Source organism: Zooshikella ganghwensis, from assembly GCF_018263875.1.
GTDB lineage: Bacteria > Pseudomonadota > Gammaproteobacteria > Pseudomonadales > Zooshikellaceae > Zooshikella > Zooshikella ganghwensis.
Map to the genome: position 1 here is coordinate 26,793 of NZ_JAEVHG010000007.1, position 23,211 is coordinate 50,003.

The 23,211-nt window shown below is 44.9% G+C and carries 20 protein-coding genes; 19 read left to right on the forward strand and 1 reads right to left on the reverse strand.

Annotated elements, in window-relative coordinates:
• Positions 1-146 precede the first annotated feature (146 nt).
• Positions 147-533, forward strand: coding sequence for a flagellar protein FlaG (locus KHS79_RS11770; RefSeq protein ID WP_212719154.1), 387 nt, complete (start codon positions 147-149; stop codon positions 531-533).
• Between the two features lie 163 nt (positions 534-696).
• On the opposite strand, the gene KHS79_RS11775 is transcribed toward KHS79_RS11770, so the two are convergent.
• Positions 697-1,470, reverse strand: coding sequence for a PEP-CTERM sorting domain-containing protein (locus tag KHS79_RS11775; protein WP_212719156.1), 774 nt, complete (start codon positions 1,468-1,470; stop codon positions 697-699).
• 594 nt (positions 1,471-2,064) lie between these two features.
• On the opposite strand from KHS79_RS11775, the gene KHS79_RS11780 reads away from it, so the two are divergent.
• From KHS79_RS11780 to KHS79_RS11865, 18 genes are all read left to right on the forward strand, one after another.
• Positions 2,065-4,086 (forward strand): flagellin N-terminal helical domain-containing protein, encoded by a 2,022-nt coding sequence (locus tag KHS79_RS11780; RefSeq protein WP_212719158.1) that lies wholly within the window; start codon positions 2,065-2,067, stop codon positions 4,084-4,086.
• An 89-nt stretch (positions 4,087-4,175) separates the two neighbouring features.
• Positions 4,176-4,607: a flagellar protein FlaG gene (locus KHS79_RS11785; RefSeq protein ID WP_212719160.1), complete on the forward strand. Its 432-nt coding sequence runs from the start codon at positions 4,176-4,178 to the stop codon at positions 4,605-4,607.
• 191 nt (positions 4,608-4,798) lie between these two features.
• Complete coding sequence (fliD, locus tag KHS79_RS11790) at positions 4,799-6,799, forward strand: flagellar filament capping protein FliD (protein ID WP_212719162.1); 2,001 nt, start codon at positions 4,799-4,801, stop codon at positions 6,797-6,799.
• 85 nt (positions 6,800-6,884) lie between these two features.
• Positions 6,885-7,280 (forward strand): flagellar export chaperone FliS, encoded by a 396-nt coding sequence (gene fliS, locus KHS79_RS11795; RefSeq protein ID WP_230400376.1) that lies wholly within the window; start codon positions 6,885-6,887, stop codon positions 7,278-7,280.
• A gap of 83 nt (positions 7,281-7,363) precedes the next feature.
• A complete protein-coding gene (locus tag KHS79_RS11800) occupies positions 7,364-7,672 on the forward strand; it encodes a hypothetical protein (RefSeq protein WP_027707620.1) in 309 nt (102 codons plus the stop codon).
• A gap of 425 nt (positions 7,673-8,097) precedes the next feature.
• Complete coding sequence (locus KHS79_RS11805; RefSeq protein WP_212719164.1) at positions 8,098-9,564, forward strand: sigma-54 dependent transcriptional regulator; 1,467 nt, start codon at positions 8,098-8,100, stop codon at positions 9,562-9,564.
• A 213-nt stretch (positions 9,565-9,777) separates the two neighbouring features.
• Positions 9,778-11,115: a sensor histidine kinase gene (locus KHS79_RS11810; RefSeq protein WP_325167610.1), complete on the forward strand. Its 1,338-nt coding sequence runs from the start codon at positions 9,778-9,780 to the stop codon at positions 11,113-11,115.
• Positions 11,103-12,620 (forward strand): sigma-54-dependent transcriptional regulator, encoded by a 1,518-nt coding sequence (locus KHS79_RS11815; RefSeq protein ID WP_212719167.1) that lies wholly within the window; start codon positions 11,103-11,105, stop codon positions 12,618-12,620. Before KHS79_RS11810 ends, KHS79_RS11815 begins: the two co-directional genes overlap by 13 nt.
• A 20-nt stretch (positions 12,621-12,640) precedes the next feature.
• Positions 12,641-12,994, forward strand: coding sequence for a flagellar hook-basal body complex protein FliE (fliE, locus tag KHS79_RS11820; protein WP_094786879.1), 354 nt, complete (start codon positions 12,641-12,643; stop codon positions 12,992-12,994).
• Between the two features lie 38 nt (positions 12,995-13,032).
• Positions 13,033-14,769, forward strand: coding sequence for a flagellar basal-body MS-ring/collar protein FliF (gene fliF / locus KHS79_RS11825; protein WP_233468395.1), 1,737 nt, complete (start codon positions 13,033-13,035; stop codon positions 14,767-14,769).
• Between the two features lie 73 nt (positions 14,770-14,842).
• On the forward strand, positions 14,843-15,829 hold the full coding sequence (gene fliG, locus KHS79_RS11830; RefSeq protein WP_038290550.1) for a flagellar motor switch protein FliG: 987 nt from the start codon (positions 14,843-14,845) through the stop codon (positions 15,827-15,829).
• A gap of 17 nt (positions 15,830-15,846) precedes the next feature.
• Positions 15,847-17,037 (forward strand): flagellar assembly protein FliH, encoded by a 1,191-nt coding sequence (locus KHS79_RS11835; RefSeq protein ID WP_212719173.1) that lies wholly within the window; start codon positions 15,847-15,849, stop codon positions 17,035-17,037.
• A complete protein-coding gene (gene fliI, locus KHS79_RS11840) occupies positions 17,009-18,355 on the forward strand; it encodes a flagellar protein export ATPase FliI (protein ID WP_233468396.1) in 1,347 nt (448 codons plus the stop codon). The genes KHS79_RS11835 and fliI overlap by 29 nt, the downstream gene beginning before the upstream one ends.
• A 94-nt stretch (positions 18,356-18,449) precedes the next feature.
• On the forward strand, positions 18,450-18,905 hold the full coding sequence (fliJ, locus tag KHS79_RS11845) for a flagellar export protein FliJ (RefSeq protein WP_027707612.1): 456 nt from the start codon (positions 18,450-18,452) through the stop codon (positions 18,903-18,905).
• Positions 18,906-18,993: 88 nt separating this feature from the next.
• A complete protein-coding gene (locus KHS79_RS11850) occupies positions 18,994-19,299 on the forward strand; it encodes an STAS domain-containing protein (protein ID WP_027707611.1) in 306 nt (101 codons plus the stop codon).
• Between the two features lie 18 nt (positions 19,300-19,317).
• Complete coding sequence (locus KHS79_RS11855) at positions 19,318-21,048, forward strand: fused response regulator/phosphatase (protein WP_038290542.1); 1,731 nt, start codon at positions 19,318-19,320, stop codon at positions 21,046-21,048.
• A gap of 23 nt (positions 21,049-21,071) precedes the next feature.
• Positions 21,072-21,410 carry an Hpt domain-containing protein gene (locus tag KHS79_RS11860; RefSeq protein ID WP_027707609.1) on the forward strand — a complete coding sequence of 113 codons (339 nt, stop codon included), beginning with the start codon at positions 21,072-21,074 and terminating at the stop codon, positions 21,408-21,410.
• Positions 21,411-21,490: 80 nt separating this feature from the next.
• On the forward strand, positions 21,491-22,846 hold the full coding sequence (locus KHS79_RS11865; protein WP_212719176.1) for a flagellar hook-length control protein FliK: 1,356 nt from the start codon (positions 21,491-21,493) through the stop codon (positions 22,844-22,846).
• The last annotated feature ends 365 nt before the right edge of the window (positions 22,847-23,211 follow it).

Genomic DNA, 23,211 nt, shown 5'->3' on the forward strand with positions numbered 1-23,211 from the left:
AAGAGGGTGTCGCAAAAAGTCAGGAGCGAAGCGCAGTAGGTTTGCGATACCCTCCAAGAGGGAAGTGGAAAACGGTTTTTAGTGTATTAATAATCAGCCCAGACCTCTTGGTGGTTTGGGCTTGATAATACAAAGAGGAAACTATCATGGGAGGTATAACGCCAATAGGTTCTCCTGTGGTTACACCGACTGTTGATGATACTAAAAGGCAGCCGTCGTTAAACACGACAAATAAGACTCAACAGGGGGAGCAACCACATTCAGAAAATATTGTGCCACAGCGCCTTAACCAACCTACAGCAATTAATGAGCAGCGAGTTGCTGAAGCTGTTGAACAATTAAATGATTTTGTGTCAGCGATGCAAAGGGATATTTTTTTCAAAATTGATGATGAAGCCGGGAGAGTGGTTATTTCGGTGGTTGATCGAGCGTCTGAGGAAATAATTCGACAGATTCCTGAGGAGATTGCATTACGTTTAGCAAAAAATCTTAAAGAGCATGGCGATTTAATATTAATTAAACAGCAAGCCTAGCAGTTTGGATAGGTTTTAGTATGATTAAAATATTATATTTTTATATTAACTATCTGTATTTGCTTGTACGTCGAAAAAGAAAAAAAAATAGCCGCCCAATGGCGACTATTTAAAAAGCTTAACTAAGAAAAGACAAATTTGATTTATTTGTCTTAAGCTTATTTTATGCTTTTTTACGACGGATACGAGTTAAGCCTAAAAGACCTAGACCCATCAATGCTAAAGCTGAAGGAGTAGGTACTGTGCCTTTAGCGTGAAGTAAGTCGTTACCACATTCCATTGTGTAATGTAGCCAGAAATCAGTTCCTTCACCTAAGAAGCTTAAGTCAAAACCGTTAGCATAATAGTGAGAAGCTTGACCAACTTCTGCATCACCTTCAAAACCTGTTTGAGCATCAGTCAACAGATCAAGAGTGAAAGAGCCTGTAGTTACTTGCTGACCACCACCTGCATAAGCCCATGGGTTAGAGAATTGGTGGTTGTTCAAAGTAGTTGTCAACGTTTCTGAGTTAGCATCTAATTTGAATACAGTGTAAGTTAACTGATTCCAGTCGATATCAAGCACATAGTCATAACCAAAAGTATCTTTTACTTGTTGACCAGGACCGTAAGCACCTGTGTTTGATGAAAAATCACCATCTAGATCAATAAAGATATCTCCAGATGCATAACCACCATGACCGTTTTGTAAGTTAAAACCACTTACAAGGCCAACCTGGTAGTTGTTGCTTTTGACAAAAGCTTCAGTATCAAATAGTTGAGTACCAGACTGGCCAACTTCAACTTCCTGGTCTTCTTGCTTGCCGTACCAGTTGTTATATGAACCTGATTGAGAATTACCATCATAAATAGTCAGGTCAGCACCTAAAGGTGAAGCCATAACTTGTGAAGACACTGCAACAACTGTTGTAGCAAACAATGCAGCTAATTTATTCATTTAGAATCTCCCTATAACGCCTTTGGCGCGTAATAAAAACTCTGTGAGTTACTTCAAAAGACAATATGCTTGCGAGCGATGGGTATAAGCATATGTTGTGCCATATTTAAAAAAAATAATAAAAACAATGAGTTATATTTGTTTTTTAGGGTTGTGAAAAAACGATGTAAAAAAAAGTTAATGTGATAAAGTTCTGAAAAAATAGTGACTTACTTATATTTTTTGAGAAAAGACCATGCTTTTGTTCACGATTAATTTAATGAAAATCAAAAAATTAAAAGTACGTCTCACTTATATTTTGTTGTTTTTCAAAAAAAGGTGTTTATTCCAAATAAGCAAGAAAACTTAAAGTGTAAAAAAAGCTAACAGTTGTTGCTTTAAGGGTGAAACTAAGGAACTCACCTATTAAATACGGCCTTCGCAGGTACATGCTGGTTGATGAAAAAAATATTGTGAATTAGTTAAAGTTTTTTTGTGGTATGTCGCTAACAGAAGTAGACAGGTTATCGCCATGAGTTCGGTGCGCAAGTTCGGATGAAGGGATGGCCTGATGAGATGGCTTGTTGGATGAAGTAGTGAGCAGGAGTTTGAGACATGCCACAAATAATTAATACCAATATCGCCTCGCTGAATGCCCAGCGTAACCTGGATAGATCACAGTCTGCGCAGGATACCGCATTACAGCGGCTCTCATCTGGTTTGCGTATTAATAGCGCACGAGATGATGCTGCGGGCCTGGCGATTTCGACTCGTTTTGAATCACAAATCCGCGGTACCAATGTCGCAATTCGTAACTCAAATGATGGAATCTCGCTGGCTCAAACAGCAGAGGGTGCACTAAGTTCTGTTACCACAAACTTACAACGTATTCGTGACTTGGCACTGCAATCCTCTAACGGTAGTAACACTGAAATAGACCGGGAAGCATTGAACGAGGAGGTTCAACAGCTCATTTCAGAAATTGAAAATGTGGCTGAAAAAACCAACTTTAACGGTAAAAAGCTATTAGATGGTTCGTTTGATAATACGATTTTCCAAACGGGTGCTAATTTAGGAGATACGATTGGCGTCAGTATCGCTAAAGTATCTACTGATAGCTTGGGTTCATCACTTGAAGCAGGAATATCCTCCAATGACCTGAATGCTGCAGCTCTTGCTGCCGGGGATTTAGTCATTAATGGCATTGCTGTTGGTGCTTCATCGGGTGTTGATGACACTTCTTCAACTGGTTCGCAGGATCAAAGTGCGATTGCCAAAGCAGCAGCAGTCAATAAAGTTTCTGATCAAACAGGTGTTATCGCTCGGGTTGATGCTAACTCTGTCGCTGGAAGCTCATATACCAGTGCAGACCAGGATGGCAACATTGTTATCAATGGGGTTAGCATTAATATTTCAGGGGATGCTGATTTGACAGCTCAAGCTAACCTAGAAGGTATTGTCAACTCGATAAATGAAAAGTCTGGACAAACAGGCGTTGTTGCTGCCTTTGATGGAAATGCATCAACAGGTATTACCTTAACTGCTGATGATGGCCGAAATATTGTGCTGGCTGATGGCTCTGGTAATACCGCAGCTCAGTTAGGTTTAGGTGCAGCAGGTACGTATATAGGTACCTATACGCTAATATCGCAAGATGGATCGGATATTACCGTCGATACGACAACTGGAAACATCGATAATGCAGGTTTTGAAGTCGGTACTTTCAGTGGCGTAAATGGTGGAGCTGTAGGAAATAATGTCACAAATGCTGCTCTTGTTACAGGTGACCTTGTATTGAATGGAGTAGCTGTAGGGCCAACTCAGGCTTCTTTTGATACAGCGTCAACTACAAATAATAATGCCTCAGCAATATCAAAGGCTGTCGCGATTAACAAAGTCAGTGACCAGACGGGTATTACTGCCGTGGCAAATACTACGGTTGTTACCGGTGGTACTATTACTACAGGTGCTGCGCAAAGTGGTAACGTAGTGATTAATGGTATCAGTATTGCCATATCTTACGGAGCTGCTGATACTACCAGTGATATTCAGAATACGATTATCTCTGCTGTAAATACCAAATCTGGGCAGACAGGTGTTAAAGCTGAAGCGTTTGGTAGTACGTTCCGCCTGTTAGCTGAAGATGGACGTAATATCGATGTGAGTGCAATTAATACCGTAACCAATGCAGGATTCACCGTTGCGACTACCCTGAGTTCGGTTAGCCTCTTCTCTGCAGGTCAATTTAGTATTTCATCTGATACAGGTGCTATTGCTAGAGCTGGATTCCAAGTAGGTACTTTCGGTGGACAGGAAGTTGGCCAGCTGGTGAAAGATATTGATATCACCACTGTTGAGGGCGCTAACGAGGCACTGGTTTCCGTAGACAATGCCTTACAACAAATATCCAAACAACAGGCGGAATTGGGTGCGATCCAAAACCGTTTCCTTTCAACCATTAATAACCTGTCAATCAGCAGTGAGAACCTGTCAGCAGCTAACTCACGAATTCGTGATGCAGACTTTGCGGCAGAAACTGCAGAGCTAAGTCGAGCACAGGTGCTCCAACAGGCAGGTATTTCAGTCTTGGCACAAGCCAATGCAAGGCCGCAGCAGGTTCTGGCGCTCCTGCAGTAACAGGACGCCAGTGAAGAGGGATGAACCACACCCAGGTCAGCAATGGCCTGGGTTTAGGTGCTGGTTCAAAAGGATAAATGAGGTGCACTATGAATGACCTCAAAGTGTCAACGCCCGTTGTGAGTACACGAGAGCTTGATGCGAATAAAAGCAAGCCATTACCGCCTGCTGATCAGCAAGGAGAAGTGGCTGTTAGCCAACCCACTGCGGCTACAGGTCAAACTTCACAAGCAAAGGCTGTGCAAGAAGTATCATCAGCCATCGAAGATCAACAACTGGATAAGCAGGAAACATTGCGTGAGCAGGTTGAGCAAGCCGTGGCTCAGCTCAATGACTATGTGCAAACTGTACAGCGGGACTTATTGTTTAAACTCGACACTGATAGTGGTGAAACTGTTATTTCGGTTATTGATCGAAATACCGATGAGGTGGTTCGACAAATTCCTGATGAGGTTGCATTACGTCTGGCACGAGATTTGAAAGATTCTGCATCATTTGAACTACTTAACACGAAGGTATGAGGCTAAGGTACTGATGTTAGGCATATTAGAAACGTTTTACATTAAACTGATAAAACAGGTAAAGATTTGCCGCTCCTTGCCGTTACTATAATTGATGAAAGGATAATCAATTTCGTGTTGAGTCGTTTAGATTTAAGTAACAACACTATGTGTAGTCGCGTGATGCAGCAATTCCAGAAAGGAATGATCTTATGGCCAGCATTAGCTCGGTAGGTTTTGGTTCCGGCTTATTTAGCTCAGACCTTATAGACCAGTTGGTTGAGGTTGAACGTGAGCCTACTGTAAAGCGCTTGGATTTACGTGAAGCAGAAATTAATACCCAGTTATCAGACTTTGGCCGTATTCAAAGTGCCCTGATAAACCTGCGTCTTTCTGCGCGTGTACTAAGTAATCCTGATGCGCTAGGTACCCTAAAAGCAACATCAACAGCCAGTAATTTTTCAGCAACAGTTGATGATTCTTCTGCGATAACAGGGACCTATAGTGTTGAAGTCACAGCATTAGCTCAAGCACACTCCATTGCCACAGGTGTCTTTGTTGACAAAGAGACTACGCTAGGAACTGGCACACTTAATATTACTGCTGGCGGTACTTCTGCAGCGATAACCATTGATAATGGCAATAACACCTTAGAAGGTGTGCGTGATGCGATAAATGCTGAATCAAGTCTTAACGTATCTGCCAGCGTGATTGACACAGGGAGTGGTTATCAGCTGGTATTGGCTGCGACAGAGACTGGGCTGGATAATGCCATTGAAGTGACAGTCACCGATGATGATGGTAATAACACCGATACCTCTGGCTTATCTCAATTAGCATTCAATGGTAGCGCCCAAAACTTAACGGAAACAGTCGCAGCATTAGATAGTAGCGTCAAAATTAACGGTATTACCTTGACGCGTAGTAGTAATGTAATTGATGACGCTATTACGGGGGTGACACTCAACCTTTCAGGTAAAAATGCGGGTTCACCTGCAACGTTAAAGCTTGAGCTTGATAGTGATGGTATTACTGATCGAGTTCAGGATTTTGTCGATAAGTACAATGAACTGCAAACCCTGGTTAACGAAGTCACAGCCTTTGATACCTCAACAAATCAAGCAGGAAGCCTGTTAGGTGATGCTTCTCTTCGTAATATAATGTCGCAAACCCGGAACTTACTGGGAAGTGTGGTTGGTGGACTCGAAAGTGCAGGCGTGCGGACGCTCTCTGAAGTGGGTATTACCACGAAAGCCAGTACAGGCGAATCATCAACAGATGGCGGAACATTGATTTTTGATGCAACCACGTTTAAGCAAAAGCTAGCATCATCCCGTGATGACATTATGGCTATTTTTGCTGAGCAGGGGCGTACCAGTGATAGTCAAGTTAAGTTTCTTGCTTCCACTGATCTAACAAAGGCAGGCAGCTACAGTATTAATGTGACACAGCTTGCGACTCGTGGCGCACTTACGGGCAGTCTAGGTTTAGTAGCCCCCGTGACCATTGATGATAATAACAATACATTCAAGATTAAGGTCAATGGTGTTGAGTCTGCGGATATCACCCTTACCAATGGCAGCTATACACTAGATCAGTTGACAACTGAAATTGCCACACAAATTAATGCTGATAGTAATTTAAAAGGCGCAAATGCCACCGTTAATGTCAGTGTTGATGGCAGTAACCAATTACAAATCACTTCAACAACATATGGCAGTAGCTCTTCTGTTGAAATAACACAAATTGACACTAACACTACGGCTACCTTAGGCCTTTCTGTCGTTGCAGGTACTGCAGGGGTGGATGTTGCTGGAACTATCAATGGCAAGACAGCAACGGGGGTTGGTCAAACCCTGAAAGCTGCAACAGGCGATGATAGTACAGGCATTCAGGTACAAATTACGGGTGGGGCTACCGGTGATCGAGGAACGGTGACTTTTATCGAAGGGGTTGCAGAGCAGTTAGTCAGCTTGGTTACCAATTTTGTTTCAGTAGATGGTGCGTTAACCACAAAAACCGATGGTCTTAATACCACCTTGCAGCAAATTAGTAACGAACGAGTAAAACTGGATGAGCGATTGGAAAGCTTTCGGGAAAGAATCACCAAGCAATTTATAGCTGCAGATATTTTGGTGACAAAATTACAGTCCACCCAGGATTATATTAAGCAGCAATTGGATGCTTTAAATGGTGTTAACAAAAATAATTAAGCGTAAGCAATAATAAAAAGATATGTTTTTAAAACATAGCGATGAAAAAAAACGATTATTTCAGCAACAGGCATAGGATGTAGCAATGAATGCAATGAATCAACTTCAGCAATACCAGTCAGTTAATCGAGAGACAGGGGTTATTGATGCTGACCCGCATAAGCTAATTCAAATGTTATATGACGGATTACTTGAGCGGTTAGCAACAGCCCGTGGCTTTATCTTGCGTCAGGAGTTTGAAGCTAAAAATGTATTTATTAATAAATCAATTGAAATCCTGGAAGGTTTGCGCTCATTTTTAAATCATGATCAGGGAGGTGAGCTAGCGGCTAATCTGGATAATTTATATCAGTACATGGAGTTGCAGTTATTTGAGGCCAATGCCAATAATGATGCCAGCAGAGTGGATGAAGTGATCAAACTTATTAAAGTCATTAAAGATGGCTGGGATGAGATACGTACTGAAGTGACTAAGCCTTAATGATAAGGGGTTTATCCAAACCTTTGCTTGGTTGGTTCTAAAGGCTTCATATTGAATAATACACGCGGTTAAGGTGAATGGTTATGACAAGCTCTGGTCGAGGTAGCTTGGGGGTTGCACAATTAGAGCAACTACAAAGTGATTTGCAGAATGCGTTATTAAACCAAGACTGGTCGAGTGTAACGGACTTAGATGAACGCTGCAGACATATTGTGGGCACTGCAATGCAGCAAGGGGCGCCAGCAGATTTATTAGTTGCTTTGGGCAAGCTGCTGAGTACCTATCAACATGTTATCAATGCTTGTGCTGCGCAGAAGGAGTCATTAGGCGCAGAACTTCATCGTTTACAACGTCACCAGCAAGGCGTTGCAATTTATCAGCAAATGCAATAATTCCCTAGTACTGTACTCGTATTGTAATAGTTTCTTAGCATAACAATAGCTTCATACACAGGGGCTTAGTCTTGCTTAACAAATTACCCAAACAGGCACCTTGTGATGTCTTTTAAACACACCGTATCAGTACATTTTTGTGCAGTTGCTTTCTGATTATTGAGTAATTGCTACCTGCCTGAAATTGAATTTCTTCTCCGCTAGATAATATATTGGGTCATTTGACCGGCGCTTTTTTATTGTCTTTACTCACTCATACTGAGTCAAAAAACCAGCACTTTTTTAAGACAACAACGATTAAGTTAGTAACCTGCCCAGAAATTGTCTTGTTGCTAATGTGAGTTACTTAAGTGTTGTCACCATTGCCCCAGTTGGCATCGAATTGACTACTCATTTTTTGAGAGTATGTGTAGAGAGCAACGCGCATGTGGCAAGATGCGAAGATACTGTTAGTCGATAATGAACAGCACCGTCGTGATGAGCTGAAAGTCATACTTGAGTTTTTGGGCGAGGAAGTCCTGTTACTTGAGGATCGTCAGTGGCAAAAAGCGGTGGTTGATATTGATGCAATGAAGGAAGTTGCGGCCATTTTTCTGGGGGAAATCACTCAGCAAATCACCACAATCATTCAGCAGATTCATGACTGGGAGCCTTCAGTCCCTATTCTGTTAATGGGAGACCAAGTATTGCCTGACGATATGGATATCGATCATCGCCTGCAAGTGATTGCCAAAGTTGATTTTCCACCTACCTATAACAAGTTGCTTGATTCTCTGCATCGTGCCCAGGTGTTTCGTGAGCACTTTAATAAGAGTCGCGCTCGTGGACAACAGCGTGAGTTACAGCTTTTTCGTAGTTTGGTTGGTACCAGTCGCCAAGTACAAAAAGTACGGGAGATGATGGCCCAGGTAGCAGATAAGGATGTGAGTGTATTGATTACAGGTGAATCTGGCACTGGTAAGGAGGTAGTTGCGCGTAACCTGCATTATAACTCCCATCGTCGGGCTGGGCCTTTTGTGCCAGTCAATTGTGGTGCTATTCCCAGTGAACTGCTGGAAAGTGAGTTGTTTGGGCATGAAAAGGGAGCATTTACGGGAGCGATCTCGACGCGTATTGGTCGCTTTGAACTCGCGCAGGGTGGCACACTCTTTTTGGATGAAATTGGCGATATGCCGCTACAAATGCAGGTGAAGTTATTACGGGTTTTGCAAGAAAAAGTGTTTGAGCGTGTAGGCGGGACTAAGCCAATACAGGCTGATGTTAGGATCATTGCCGCAACCCATAAACACTTGGAGGACATGATTCAAGAGGGAACATTTAGAGAAGACTTGTATTACCGGCTTAATGTTTTCCCCATTGAAATGCCACCTCTTCGGGAAAGGGTTGAAGATATTCCGCTTTTACTGAATGAATTGATTTCACGAATGGAAAATGAAAAACGAGGGTCGATTCGTTTTAATTCCGCCGCGATTATGTCGCTGTGCCGTCACGACTGGCACGGCAATATTCGAGAGCTGGCCAATCTAGTTGAGCGGTTAGCCATTATGTATCCTTATGGTGTTATTGGCGTTCAAGAGCTACCGAAAAAGTTTCGCCACCTTGCACCACAAGATGAGAGCAATGCAGATATTGCTGCGATGTTTCCAGAGACAAGTATTACGCATGGTGGCTTGGTTGGCGTGAACTCACCTGCATTGTTACCGGTTAATGGATTAGATCTGAAAGATTATCTCAGTAATTTGGAATGCTCACTCATCAAGCAAGCTTTGGATGATAGCCAGGGGGTGGTCGCGAGAGCCGCCGAAAGGCTCCATATCCGTCGAACAACGCTTGTCGAAAAGATGCGTAAATATGGTCTTAATCGCAAAGAGTCCTTTTCTGCGAATAGTTAATCAGTAACCTGCCTAAGTCTGTAAATTGACGCGCTCGCCAATCAACTTTCTAAACTATTGAATTATCAGACTATTTTGGCTTGGCCTGGTCCTTGCTTTACCTGTTAAAAAGTTTAACTAGATCACATTGCTGTAGTGTTGGTTTATCTAAAAGACCACTAAGTATTTGTGAATCAAGGCGCTCGTAAGAGTACCTGTCAAGGAGTTGAGCCTATGACGGGCAGAGTCGAGAGACAACGTCAAGCTACACATTATAAAGCTGTTTCTTCAGGCGCCATGTCAATGGCTGAAGTTGCTAAAGCTGAGTCCAGCGCATTTGCGGCTGCCTTGCAAGATGTGCAGTCATCTGTTGATGATAAAACAGGTCTGGAAAAGGCATTTTCGTTGTTTAACCAAATGTCTGAGCAGCTTTCAGAATCTTACCGTCAATTAGCTGGCAGAGTTCAAGCGCTCAAAAGCGAACTGGCTGATGTAGGAGAACAGCGACTGCAGGAGCTGGCTGAAAAGGAACGTCTAGCCAACCGGCTGGAGCATTTGCTGAATTTGCTGCCAGGTGGGGTCATTGTATTGGATGGACATGGTGTCATTCAGCAGTGCAATCCAGCTGCAATCGAGCTTTTGGATGAGCCACTTCTGGGGGAACGCTGGTTGACAGTGATCAACCGATGCTTTGCTCCAAGAGACGATGATGGCCATGAAATCTCACTGAAAAATGGTAAGCGCGTCAGTATTGCAACTCGCTCATTAGAGTTAGAGCCAGGCCAGCTTATTCTCCTCACTGACTTAACCGAAACCCGGTGCTTACAGCAGCAGCTCAGTCATCATGAGCGGCTGTCAGCACTAGGTAAAATGGTAGCGTCCTTAGCACACCAGATTCGTACACCGCTCTCTACCGCCATGCTTTATGCGGGTCACTTACAAAATCCAGCACTCCCCCGAGAGAAACACTGTGCATTTGCCAACAAATTGATGTCCAGGCTGACTCACCTTGAGCGTCAAGTGAGTGACATGCTGGTATTTGCTAAAGGTGAATTAGTCCTGGCTGACACGATAGCCATTAAAGCGTTTTGGCAGGAGCTTCAGCAAGCGGTAGAGAGTGCTATGGGGGTTAGACAGGTTAGCACTGGTCAGGTCAACCTCCGTTGGCGGTATCAGCTGGAGCAGACTTTTTTAATACGCTGTAACAAAGATGCGCTGATAGGTGCGTTGATGAACTTAGTCAATAATGCTTTGGAATCAGGCAAAAAGGGCCTCACGCTGGTGATTTCCTGCAGCCTTTATCAGCATTATCTAAGGCTGACGGTGGTGGATAATGGGCCAGGGATGAGCGCCAAAACCTTGGCACAAACTCAGGAGCCGTTTTTTACGACCAAACCCCATGGTACAGGACTGGGAATAGCAGTTGTCCAGGCCGTTACCAAAGCGCATCAGGGAGAGTTTGCGATGCATAGTCGTGAAGGCCAAGGCACTGTCTGCCAATTACTCCTGCCATTAAATGTAGCTGCAATATCTGCTGACCAATCTGAGGAGGAGGCAGCATGGCCAAGATAACCATTCTTATCGTAGAAGATGACCCTGATTTACGTGAGGCGTTAGCCGATACCTTGGCGCTGACCGATTTTAGTTACTTACTCGCGGAAGATGGGCAACAAGCTATCCAGCTACTGCAGAGTAAATCCATCGATATGGTGGTTTCTGATGTCAATATGCCTGAGGTAGATGGCTACCAGCTATTACAGTGGGTTCGCCAACATGCACCACAGCTTCCGGTGCTGTTAATGACTGCCTATGGATCAGTGAGTCAGGCGGTTGAGGCAATGAAGCAGGGGGCCGTCGATTACTTGGTAAAACCGTTTGAACCTGATGCACTGTTGGCAGAAATTCGGCGGGTATTGCAAGGTACACCGAAAAAGAGTTGCGATGAACCAGTTGCTGAGGAGGAAAGTAGCCGTCAACTTTTGCTGCTGGCAAGAAAAGTTGCTGCCACAGATTCTACTGTCCTGATAACAGGTGAAAGTGGAACAGGTAAGGAAGTGCTGGCGCAGTATATCCATCGCCATTCCCCCAGAAATGAACAACCCTTTGTGGCAATCAACTGCGCTGCTATTCCTGAAAATATGCTGGAAGCTACCTTGTTTGGTCATGAAAAAGGTGCTTTTACAGGGGCTTACAGTAGTTCTCCAGGAAAGTTTGAACTGGCCAATAATGGGACACTGTTACTGGATGAAATCACTGAAATGCCACTCAGTTTGCAGGCCAAGTTACTGCGAGTTCTTCAAGAACGGGAGGTGGAAAGGGTTGGTGGGCGTAAAACGATTCGACTGGATGTGCGCATTATCGCGACAACCAACCGAGAAATGCTGAGCTATGTGCAGCGGGGTGAGTTTAGGGAAGACTTATATTATCGGTTGTGTGTTTTTCCGCTGATGTGGCAGCCGTTGCGAGCTCGCCCAAATGATATTGTGCCGCTTGCTGAGCGCTTATTAGCGGTTCACTGTCGTAAGTTAAAACACCCCATCGTCAAGCTGAGTAATGAAGCGAAAAAAACACTCTTAAAGCATGCTTGGCCTGGTAACGTCAGGGAACTTGATAATGCCATTCAACGTGCCCTGATCCTCCAGCAAGGAAATCTTATTCGTCCAGCTGACTTATGTCTTGCTCCATCACACGCGGTAGGACAGTCACCTGTGTTACAGACGATGGCTCCTGCACTAACAGAAACAGCAATGCAGGAAACCATGTCTATTGAATCTAAGATGCCACCGGTTATCGCTTCGAGTAAGGTAGCAAGCGCTGCTGGTAGCCCTTTATTCCAGGATGGGGAGAGTTCTGTTGCTGGTGGTCTGGAAAGTGATATCGAGCGGGCTATTGATACAGGACCACTGGGAGAAGACCTTAAGCAGCGTGAATATGAGTTGATCATTGACGCACTCCGGGCTGAGGGGGGACGCCGCAAAGAGACTGCACTTAAGCTGGGCATAAGCCCAAGAACACTGCGTTATAAGCTTGCCAAGATGCGCGAACAAGGTATTGATATTGAAACCATGATTGCCTAGCGGACTAAGAGGCTGGATTGATGAGCGATAATGTAACCCTCAATCGAATGATGCTTGATATGCGTGCAATGCAGCTGGAAAGCCAAATCAAGCCTGCTGTAGAGCAAATACTTCCGGCTCAGCACGATTTAAATGTTGAGCAAAAAGAAACACCCCATTTTGCTACTTTATTTAAGCAAGCCATTGACTCTGTTAATGAGTTGAGACAGGAGTCCAGTGACTTAAAGACACGTTATCAGTTTAGTGATCCTGAAGTGAGCTTATCTGATGTGATGATTGCAGGCCAAAAAGCCAGTGTAGCTTTTGACGCCATGGTGGAAGTGCGTAATAAATTAGTGCAGGCCTACGAAGAAATTATGAAGATGCCTGTTTAGGTTATGCATGAGTTTAGGAAGACAGGAGTAGGCAGGCAATGGCTGATCCATTAACTGAACCTGGTAGCCCTGGGACTAAGGCTGAGGGCGTAGCCGCTATGCCCATGGCTCGAACGGGTAATCCATTCTTTGATGTACTCAATGACCTGTCAATTTCCCGGCAAGTCCTCTTCTTAGTTGGGCTTGCGGCTAGTGTTGCTATTGGCTTTGGTATTGTTTTATGGTCTCAAGAGCCTGATTTTCAGCCGATTTATGGTTCTTTGGAAGGCTACGATGCAGCTCAAGTACTGAATGTACTTGAGACCAGTGACATTCGCTATAAAGTTGAACCAAAAAGCGGCGCTATCTTGGTGCCTGCTGAACATGTTGCAGAGGCACGACTCAAACTTGCAGCTTCTGGCATCAAAAGCGATAGCACGGTAGGGCTGGAAGTACTGGATAGGGAGCAGGAGCTAGGTACCAGTCAGTTTTTGGAAAATGCGCGTTACCGCCGTGGACTGGAAGGTGAGCTGGCAAGAACCATTGCCAGTATGCGGGCGGTGAAGTCAGCACGTGTTCATCTCGCGATCCCTCGGCGTACGGTTTTTGTGCGTGATCGCCGTAAGCCAAGCGCTTCGGTTTTTCTTGACTTAAATCCCATGAGAGAACTAAAGCTTGATCAGGTCAACGCCATTCGTAACCTGGTGGCGTCCAGTGTACCTGATATGGCAGCCATTGATGTCACCGTAGTGGATCAGCTGGGTACATTGTTATCGGTTGAAGAAACCAAAGATGAAACTGAGCTAAAAATTGCCAATCAGCAACTGGCCTATACGGTTCGTGTTGAGGAAAAACTGACACAACGAGTGCACAATATTTTAGAACCCATTTTAGGTAAAAATAACTATCAGGCTGAAGTATCAACGGATATTGACTTTAATAATATTGAGCAAGCGGTAGAGCAGTTTAATCCTGATGCACCTGCTGTACGTAGCGAACAATTGCTCGATGAGGTCCAGGGTGCTAAGTCGGCTGCCAGTGGTGTGCCAGGAGCGCTATCAAATCAACCTCCAGGTGAAGTTACGGTGCCTGAGCAAGTAGGCGCTGAAAACCAGGCTACAGACGCGGAAAATGCGGCTAAAGCCGTCAACTCCCGCTCGAAAAAAACGAGAAATTATGAGCTGGACAAAACCGTCAGCTACACCCGCTTTCAGCAAGGTCAGATTCGGCGCTTGACGGTTGCTGTTGTGGTGAATGATCGTGCAACAGTGAATCCTGACTCCGGTGAAGAGACACACTCTCCCTGGGGACAAGCTGATCTTGATCGTTTCTCTCAGCTGGTCAAGGATGCCGTGGGATTCGATGTCACTCGGGGCGATAGTGTTAATGTGGTTAACGCATCTTTTGTTCCTACGCCAGAAGAAGTCATTCCACCGGTTAACTTTTGGACAGAACCCTGGTTTTGGGAGGTGGTCAAACAAGTACTGGCAGGCATATTTATTATCGTGCTGTTGTTTGGCGTAATCAGGCCTATGGTCATGAGCTTATTTGGCAAGAAAAAAGACAAAGATGACGAGCTGGCTGCTTTGGGAGGACCAGAAGGTGGGGCTTTTGGTGAATTATCTGGTGCAGAAATTTCACAGGACCAGGTCAGTTTGTCCGGTGGTGGCAGTATGCTACTGCCAGGCCCTCATGAAGGTTATGAGCAGCAGCTTAATGCCGTCAAAGGCTTGGTGGCTGAAGACCCAGGTCGGGTTGCGCAAGTGATTAAACAATGGATAACTGAAGATGGCTGAGGCACAAACAACACCAGCACCTGCGCCACCACCTAGTCCCGGCGCCACTGAAGAAACCGCATTGGCTGCCAGAATGACCGGTGTCCAACGCTCGGCTATTTTTCTTTTGAGTCTTGGCGAGTCTGAAGCAGCAGAAGTATTACGCCATATGGGCCCTAAAGAAGTACAGCGAGTTGGGGCAGCAATGGCTGCAATGGATAACGTGAATCGCAGTCAGGTGACATCTGTTCTGAAGTTTTTTATTGAGATAGTGCGCAATGAAACGGGCTTAGGTGTTGGGGCGGATGGCTATATTCGTAAGATGCTGACCCAGGCCTTAGGTGAAGATAAAGCCAGTGGCTTAATTGACCGTATTTTATTGGGTGGCAACACAACAGGGCTGGATACTTTGAAATGGATGGAACCAAGAGCGGTGGCTGATGTGATTCGCTATGAACATCCACAGATTCAGGCGATTGTAGTTGCTTACTTGGACCCCGATCAGTCAGCAGAGATTCTTAGTTATTTTGATCCGAAAGTACGGTTAGACATTATGCTACGGGTGGCAGGCTTAACCACGGTTCAGCCTGCGGCATTACAAGAGCTGAATGATATTTTAGAGCGCCAGTTTTCGGGCAGTGGCACCACCAAGACCACGGCAATGGGTGGAGTGAAGCGTGTTGCGGACATCATGAACTATGTAGAAGGTTCAATAGAAGCACCACTCATGGAGTCAATTAAGCAGGTGGATGAAGACCTGGGTACTCAAATTGAAGACTTGATGTTTGTCTTTGATAATTTAGGTGATGTCGATGACCGGGGCATTCAGGCATTACTCAGAGAAGTCTCTTCAGATGTTTTGATCATTGCGCTTAAAGGTGCGGATGAGACGGTTAAGGAAAAAATCTTTAAGAATATGTCGAAGCGGGCTGCTGAGTTACTCAGAGATGACTTAGAAGCTAAAGGTCCGGTTCGAATCAGTGAAGTAGAAACCGCACAAAAAGAAATTCTGACTATTGCTCGGCGCATGGCTGAAGCTGGAGAGATCGCCTTAGGCAAAGGTGGTGAGGAAATGGTTTAGGGGATAGGCCTTGAAAAATGCCAAAATCGCAAGAAACTAGCATTATCCGAGGTGAGGCAGCTAAAGCCTTTGAAAAGCTGGGATTACCCAGTTTGGCTGGAGCCAAGCACCTGGTTCGTAGCCAGTCTCAAAATGATAGTAAAGGGCAGCACTATATCCCTAAGGAATCCGTGAAGTATGTTCCTCGTTCCCCAACTTCGTCAGCAAAACCTTCACCAGCGCCAACCACTGAGAGTCTATCACCTGCTGCGAGGGCACAGCCTGCTAGCCCTGCACACTCACCTCATCATGAGCGGAGAGCTGAGCCTCCCAACACCGAGCATGATGACGTTAAAGTGGCTGGCAGCGAAACGCCGGCCTTTTCAGCCAGTGCGCCTGTGGCAATGAGTGGAGGAGGTGGGCATTCAGCCTTAACTGTTGAAGCACTGCTTGATGCACTGGATAAAGCGCGAGAGAAGGGTTATCAAGATGGCTTTGCGCTGGGTCAGCAGGAAGGTAAAACGGCAGGCATTGCTGAAGGACAAAAGCAAGGTTATGAGGAAGGGTATCAAAAGGGTATTCAGGAAGGACAACAAGCAGGGCGACAAGCGATTCAAGGTGAGCTGCAGCAAATAGAGCAGCAGCTTGCTTCAGTATTAGACGGGTTATTTCAACCTTTAGCCGAGCAGGATGAACAGCTGACCAAGGCACTGGTAGATATGGTTATGCAAATTGCCCGCAACGTCATTCATCGTGAACTTCATGCAGACTCAAGCCAAATAACCACGTTGGTTAAAGAAGCCATGCGTATGTTGCCCGCAGGCAGTCAATCCGTTCGAGTTTATCTGCACCCTCAGGATTTAGGTTATATCCGTGATTTACAGCAGCAGCTCCAGGCAACGTGGCAGTTATTGCCAGATGAGCAACTGTTACCTGGTGGCTGTCGTGTCGAAACCAGTCATAGCATTGTTGATGCAAGTGTAGCTTCGCGTTTAGCGCACTATGTAGATGCTTTAGCTGAGCAACATTTGCATGTTCATGCTGTCAGCCTTGAGCAAATGCATCATCAAGCACCTTCAGACAAGGTGCCATCAGCGTCTTCAAGCACGACAGAAAGTGCAAAATCTACTTCTTCTGAGCAGGTGCAAACTTCTGCTCCTGATAAGACCAATTCAGCTTTAGCCAACAAGGGTAGCCTCGATGATGCTCAAACGTCTGGCACTGACTGATCGGTTGCATCGCTATCAAACAGCACTCAACAGTTGTCCTGTTATACAAGTGGAAGGTCGCTTAACGCGGGTGGTTGGCTTGACCTTGGAGGCTGTGGGCTGCCGAATGGCACTGGGGCAACGTTGTCAGGTCATTACCGATAGCCAGCAAAAAATTGAAGCGGAGGTGATGGGGTTTGATGAGGATAAAATCTACCTGATGCCTTTAATGGCCACTCAAAGTATCCACCCTGGCGCACGTGTTCTGCCTTTAGAAGGGGAAAGCCTTATTCCCGTTGGGTTTAATTTATTAGGCCGGGTATTAAATGGACTGGGCAAGCCCCTTGACAGTAAAGGTCCTCTTAAACCAGATGATTATGTTGGGTTAACGGGACACCCTATTAATCCTCTGCAGAGGTTTCCTATCAAAGAGCCACTGGATGTCGGTATCAGGGCAATCAATGCGCTATTAACAGTGGGCAATGGCCAGCGCTTGGGACTTTTTGCTGGGAGTGGTGTAGGTAAAAGTGTGTTGCTGGGCATGATGACACGTCTAACCAGTGCCGATATTACCGTGGTAGGTTTAGTGGGCGAGCGGGGACGTGAGGTTAAAGAGTTTATTGAGCACACGTTAGGTGAAGAAGGTTTAAAACGTTCCGTAGTGATTGCCGCACCTGCTGATGATTCGCCCGTGCTTCGCTTGCGAGCAGCTGTGGTATGTACCCGTATTGCGGAATATTTTCGTGATCAGGGAAAGCGTGTGTTGCTACTTATGGATTCATTAACCCGTTATGCACAAGCTCAACGGGAAATTGCGTTGGCCATTGGTGAGCCACCGGCGACCAAAGGCTATCCACCCTCAGTCTTTGCCAAAATCCCGCAGTTAGTAGAGCGTGCGGGTACTGATGAAGCGGGGCAAGGCTCTATAACGGCCTTTTATACAGTGCTAACTGAAGGTGATGATCAGCAGGAACCAATAGCCGATGCCTCTCGGGCCATTCTGGATGGGCATGTGGTGCTGTCTCGAAAGCTTGCTGAGTCAGGCCACTATCCTGCCATTGATATTGAAGCATCGATCAGCCGTGCGATGCCGCAAATTGTTGATGAAAATCACATTGAAATGGCCCAGCAGTTTAAAAAAATCTATTCGGTTTATCAAAAAAATCGTGATTTAATTTCAATTGGTGCTTATCAACAAGGTAGTGATCCGGCCACGGATGAGGCTATTCGATTGAACCCAGCAATGATGCAGTTTTTACAGCAAGGGTTGCGTGAAAGTGAGTCTCTGGCCACCAGTGTTGAACGCTTACAAGCCTTAATAGCAGAGCGTCAATCATAGTCTATAGCTGATGATCTGATTGTAATGGTTGTTTGTTATAGTGCGTTGTCTTGCGGCTCACCCGAAGTAGATCATTTGCGTTAAGGGTTATGTCATGGAAATGAAACGCTCGGACCGTCTCTCGACGGTGCTTCGTGTCGCAGAGGTCAAAGAGGCTAAAGTCGCTAAACAATTTGGCCGATTGCAAGAACAACTGTTGTATGAGCAAAAAAAGCTTGAGCAGCTGTTAAATTATGAAACTGAGTATCAGGAAAATGCGAAGCCTGCTGCAGGCCGTCCAGTGACGGTTCGCCGGCTACAGCAAATGAGTCAGTTTCTGACACAGCTGACTCAGGCTGTACACCAGCAGCAACAACAGGTGGATAATATTAATAAACACTGTGAGTCGTTGCGTGATGTATGGGTTGAGGCTCATCAGCATACTCAAACGATGCAACAGTTGCTGGATCGTTATCGTCAAGAAGAACAACGACAGGAAGAAAAGCAAGAGCAGCAGGATGCTGATGAAGTAAATACTCAGCAGTTTATTCGTGGCAAGCAAGGACAGTAGCTGCACCTGTGCTTTTAATAATTAAAGGCTATGCTTTATTGAAAGTATTTTATTAGCCATCGTTTGGGAAAGGAGCAAGGGGGAATTCATGGCCGTAACTGCCATACAGTCCGAGGATGGATCTGAGCTCACCATTCGCATTCAGGGACGATTTGACTTTAGTGAACATCAATCTTTTCGGGATGCATACGAGCGCACAGATAAGTTACCTAATCAGTACACCATTGATCTTAATGAAACCACTTACCTGGATAGTTCTGCCTTAGGTATGCTGCTCTTGTTGCGTGATCATGCCGGAGGTGACACTGCTAATATCCGTATTGTTAACTGCAAACCGGATGTAAAAAAGATCTTGCTCATCTCGAACTTCGAACAGCTATTCACCATTCAGTAAAAAATGATGTGATGCATTATGGAGTTGGCTGAGGGTTCTATCAAAATTCTGGTTGCTGATGACTCAGAAACTGATCGGATGATTTTACGATCACTGGTGCTAAAGCAGGGTCATCGGGTTGTTACTGCAGAAGATGGTCAGCAGGCGGTTGAGCTATTCATTCTAGAGCGCCCTCAGCTGGTTTTGCTTGATGTGTTAATGCCTGTTATGAGTGGCTACGAAGCTGCCCGGCAAATCAAGCAGCTGGCGGGAGAAGAGCTGGTTCCTGTCATCTTTCTTACTTCATTAAAAGATGCTCAATCCCTTGCAGAATGTTTGGATGCAGGGGGTGATGATTTTTTATCTAAGCCTTATAGCCCCCTTATTTTACAGGCAAAAATCAATGCGTTTAATCGGATGCGTATGATGCATCATACGCTTCAGGTGCAGCGGGATAAAATTGCTGGCCACAATAAACGCTTATTGCAGGAGCAGGCTTTTGCTAAAGAAATTTTTGATAAAGTCGCTCATTCTGGATGTTTAAATGCACACAATCTGCAGCATTTACAGTCACCGTATGCCATGTTCAATGGCGATGTGTTAATTGCCGCGCGCAAACCTTCAGGTGGAATGCTGGTATTTCTGGGTGATTTTGCGGGTCATGGTTTACCTGCTGCGATTGGTGCTATGCCGTTGGCTGAAATTTTTTACCATATGGTTGCCAAAGGTTTTTCAATGCCTGAAATACTCAGTGAAGTAAACAGCAAGATGAAACAGGTGTTGCCTGTCAGTGGGTTTTGCTGTGGTGGTATGGTGGATATAGACTTTGACAGTAAAGTGATGAAGGTGTGGATTGGGGGGCTTCCTGACTGCTATTTGTATCGTACTAAAACTAAAACGCTAGATGTATTAACTTCAAAATGGTTGCCTTTAGGGATTTTATCTGCAGATAAATTTGATACAGGTTATGAAATCATTGAGGTTGATTATGATGATCGGCTTTATTTGTGGTCGGATGGGGTGATTGAGGCTCAGGATGATCAGCAACACTTTTTCGGTGAAGAGCGTCTGAAAGCCGTTTTTACCAATAATGAAGAGCCTGATCAGCTTTTTAATGAGATTAAAGAGTCTGTTTTTAGCTTTATTGGTGAGCCGACAGATGACCTGTCCATGATTGAGATCAGTATGGTCCCTCGGGATAGCTTTAGTGATAAGCCTGTTCCCGTTGAAGCAAGCACCATTCGCGGGGCAAGGAACTGGTCTGCCTCTTTTGAGTTTCGTCCTGAAACACTGCAAAGCTATAACCCAATACCGTTAATTCTGCACTGCCTAATGCAAGTGCCAGGGGTAAATTTGCACAGTGGTCGGTTGTATACCATTTTGGCGGAGCTTTACTCCAATGCCCTTGAGCATGGTGTGCTGGGTATGGACTCATCGCTAAAAGCGTCGCTTCATGGCTTTACCCAATATTATGCAGAGCGTGAGCATCGACTTCAGCAGTTGAAAGAAGGTTTTATTCGTTTTTGGTTGGAACATAAAATTGAGCCTCAGGGTGGGGTATTAGTCATTACTGTGGCTGATAGTGGGCCAGGATTTAATTATCAGAAAATGATGAATCGAATCACTGAAGACACTAATTACCATGGCCGAGGGGTAAATTTATTGCGCTCTTTTTGTCGGCGAGTGGAATACTCTGAGGTAGGTAATCAAGTCACCATTGAATATGCTTGGAATAATGAGTTGGATAGTGCTCACAAAGGGCATCACTAAAGCATATGACGTAAGGAAACACTATGGAACATATTGATTTGGCTGCACTGCAGGAATTACAGGAAGTCATGGAAGATGAATATAACCAGTTGGTGGAAACGTTTATCCGTGATAGTGAGCAACGAATAGCCGCAATGGATGAAGCATTAGCTGAACATGATGCGGAGCAGATGAGGGAATTGGCTCATAGCCTAAAAGGTAGCTGTTTAAATATGTTCATTACCCCGCTTGCACATCTGGCCAGGGAGATTGAAAACCTCGCAAGAGAGCGTCAGCTCGAGCCTATTTCGCCACTCATTTTAGGGTTGCAGCAAGAATTTAAAACCGTCTCAAGACTCTTAAAGGAAACGCTCACAGATTAATGCTGCTGGGCATAAAGTTTGCTCACTTTATGGCTAAGTGCAGTCAGGATCCCTACATTAATTTGGGTTGAGACATAGCTATGAGTGAGCAAATAAGTATTTTTAAGCTGGGGGACTCTGAATCTAAGAGTAAAGCCTCGCAAGGACCCCAGAAAGTTCAGGAAAATAAAAATACGAGTGAATCAGAACAAGATAAATTTAAGCAGGTTTATCATGATAAAAGCAGTACTGCACAGGGTAGTTCTGAAGAAAAAACGCTTCATAATCAACTCGAGCACCAGAGAAAAGATACGTCTCAGACTGGTGAACATAGTCCAACGCTAGAGAGTGATATCCTCGGAGAGGTTATTGATTCAAGCTTGTTATTCATTCCCCTCGCTATGCAAGCAGCTGCCGGTCGGCAAGTGACTGCCGGTGCTAATCATCAGGCGACCGTTTTACCTTCAACACCAAGTTCCTTTAATTTATCTTCGGTAGGTCAGGGTTTTGCAATAACTGGGCAGGTGCTGCAGCAGAATAGTAGCCAGGCTTTAGCTTCGCCTACGTTACAACAGGTACCTCTGATGGCAGAGGATAAGCAGCTGCTTATGCAGCTAAGAGACAAAATGAATGGAAGACCGCCAGCTTTGGGTCAAGGTTCGCTAAGTTTAGAGCAAGGCTGGGACTCGACTAATTTAAAACTGTTTGCAGGCCAGGAGCAGCAACACACTAAAGATGATGGTTTAGCAAAACATTCCCTTAACCCGCTTCAGCAGGCAATGTTTAATCGAGTAGGTAACAGTTCGACAGCGGATTTTTCTCAGCTAATTCAAGGATTGTCGGATGGTTTGATGGCAAATCATGGTGAAGCAAAAGCCCTCAGCGCAGCGTCCAGTGCAGGAGCAACTGGTCTGTCCATATTAAATCAAAGCCCTGTAAGCTCTTTATCGAGTGGTACAGGAACAGGGCAAGCTGTTTTATCTGGCACGGGCAGTAGCCAGGATATGTTACTAAGTACATTGGTAGCCCCTTCATTAAGAGCACCTGAATGGGGGCAAGCATTTCGCGAACAGGTCAGCTGGCTGACAGGACAAGGTGTTCAAATGGCCCACCTACAATTAGATCCTCCCGATCTTGGGCCGGTAGAAGTCAAAGTCAATATTCAGCATGACCAGGCGAATATCACTTTTACCAGCCATCATGCACCCGTCAGAGATGCGATTGAACAGCAACTGGCACGCCTTCGTGACCAGCTTATGCAACAAGGGTTTACGGATGTTAATGTGGATGTATCAGGGCAAGATCATCAAGATCGTCGAGAAGCAATGAAGCAGCATGACGGTGAAGTGGACGGCGATTGGTCAAGGTTATCGACAGCTGAAGAAAATATGGAGCTGCAAGGAGTTACTCAGCCAATTATTGGTGGCCGAATAGGGGGGGTAGATTTTTATGCCTAAATGCTTTTATTTAGCAAAAGGTATTTTTTCCAGTCACTGAGCATCATACTACAAATTATGTTTTTCTAATGTAGTTGATTTTGGTGGTGTTGCGAAAATACTGAAATTACTGCCATAGGCTTTGCTAACGCTTCTAAATATCTTTATCAGGTTTTGTTCATTATTAAGTGAATGAATATTTATTCGCTAACTTGTGGTATGACTGACTTGTCATCACCTTAGTGCTTTTTATACGATAGGTAGTGTCAAACCATGTTCAGCAGTCGTTGAACATGGTTTTTTGTTTTTTCACCAGCAAAAGCTTAACTTTGTACTTTAATTATCAGTAATTGTTTTCTTTGTTTGAGGCATACCCTTCGCCAAGG

Excerpts from the sequence above, each read along its gene's own strand:
- KHS79_RS11780 (WP_212719158.1), top strand. The coding sequence starts at position 2,065 with ATGCCACAAATAATTAATACCAATATCGCCTCGCTGAATGCCCAGCGT.
- KHS79_RS11785 (WP_212719160.1), top strand. The coding sequence starts at position 4,176 with ATGAATGACCTCAAAGTGTCAACGCCCGTTGTGAGTACACGAGAGCTT.
- KHS79_RS11770 (WP_212719154.1), top strand. The coding sequence starts at position 147 with ATGGGAGGTATAACGCCAATAGGTTCTCCTGTGGTTACACCGACTGTT.
- KHS79_RS11810 (WP_325167610.1), top strand. The coding sequence starts at position 9,778 with ATGACGGGCAGAGTCGAGAGACAACGTCAAGCTACACATTATAAAGCT.
- fliF (WP_233468395.1), top strand. The coding sequence starts at position 13,033 with ATGGCTGATCCATTAACTGAACCTGGTAGCCCTGGGACTAAGGCTGAG.
- KHS79_RS11775 (WP_212719156.1), bottom strand. The coding sequence starts at position 1,470 with ATGAATAAATTAGCTGCATTGTTTGCTACAACAGTTGTTGCAGTGTCT.
- KHS79_RS11835 (WP_212719173.1), top strand. The coding sequence starts at position 15,847 with ATGCCAAAATCGCAAGAAACTAGCATTATCCGAGGTGAGGCAGCTAAA.
- KHS79_RS11805 (WP_212719164.1), top strand. The coding sequence starts at position 8,098 with ATGTGGCAAGATGCGAAGATACTGTTAGTCGATAATGAACAGCACCGT.
- fliG (WP_038290550.1), top strand. The coding sequence starts at position 14,843 with ATGACCGGTGTCCAACGCTCGGCTATTTTTCTTTTGAGTCTTGGCGAG.
- KHS79_RS11800 (WP_027707620.1), top strand. The coding sequence starts at position 7,364 with ATGACAAGCTCTGGTCGAGGTAGCTTGGGGGTTGCACAATTAGAGCAA.
- fliI (WP_233468396.1), top strand. The coding sequence starts at position 17,009 with ATGATGCTCAAACGTCTGGCACTGACTGATCGGTTGCATCGCTATCAA.
- KHS79_RS11815 (WP_212719167.1), top strand. The coding sequence starts at position 11,103 with ATGGCCAAGATAACCATTCTTATCGTAGAAGATGACCCTGATTTACGT.
- KHS79_RS11855 (WP_038290542.1), top strand. The coding sequence starts at position 19,318 with ATGGAGTTGGCTGAGGGTTCTATCAAAATTCTGGTTGCTGATGACTCA.
- fliJ (WP_027707612.1), top strand. The coding sequence starts at position 18,450 with ATGGAAATGAAACGCTCGGACCGTCTCTCGACGGTGCTTCGTGTCGCA.
- fliE (WP_094786879.1), top strand. The coding sequence starts at position 12,641 with ATGAGCGATAATGTAACCCTCAATCGAATGATGCTTGATATGCGTGCA.
- fliD (WP_212719162.1), top strand. The coding sequence starts at position 4,799 with ATGGCCAGCATTAGCTCGGTAGGTTTTGGTTCCGGCTTATTTAGCTCA.
- KHS79_RS11860 (WP_027707609.1), top strand. The coding sequence starts at position 21,072 with ATGGAACATATTGATTTGGCTGCACTGCAGGAATTACAGGAAGTCATG.
- fliS (WP_230400376.1), top strand. The coding sequence starts at position 6,885 with ATGAATGCAATGAATCAACTTCAGCAATACCAGTCAGTTAATCGAGAG.
- KHS79_RS11865 (WP_212719176.1), top strand. The coding sequence starts at position 21,491 with ATGAGTGAGCAAATAAGTATTTTTAAGCTGGGGGACTCTGAATCTAAG.
- KHS79_RS11850 (WP_027707611.1), top strand. The coding sequence starts at position 18,994 with ATGGCCGTAACTGCCATACAGTCCGAGGATGGATCTGAGCTCACCATT.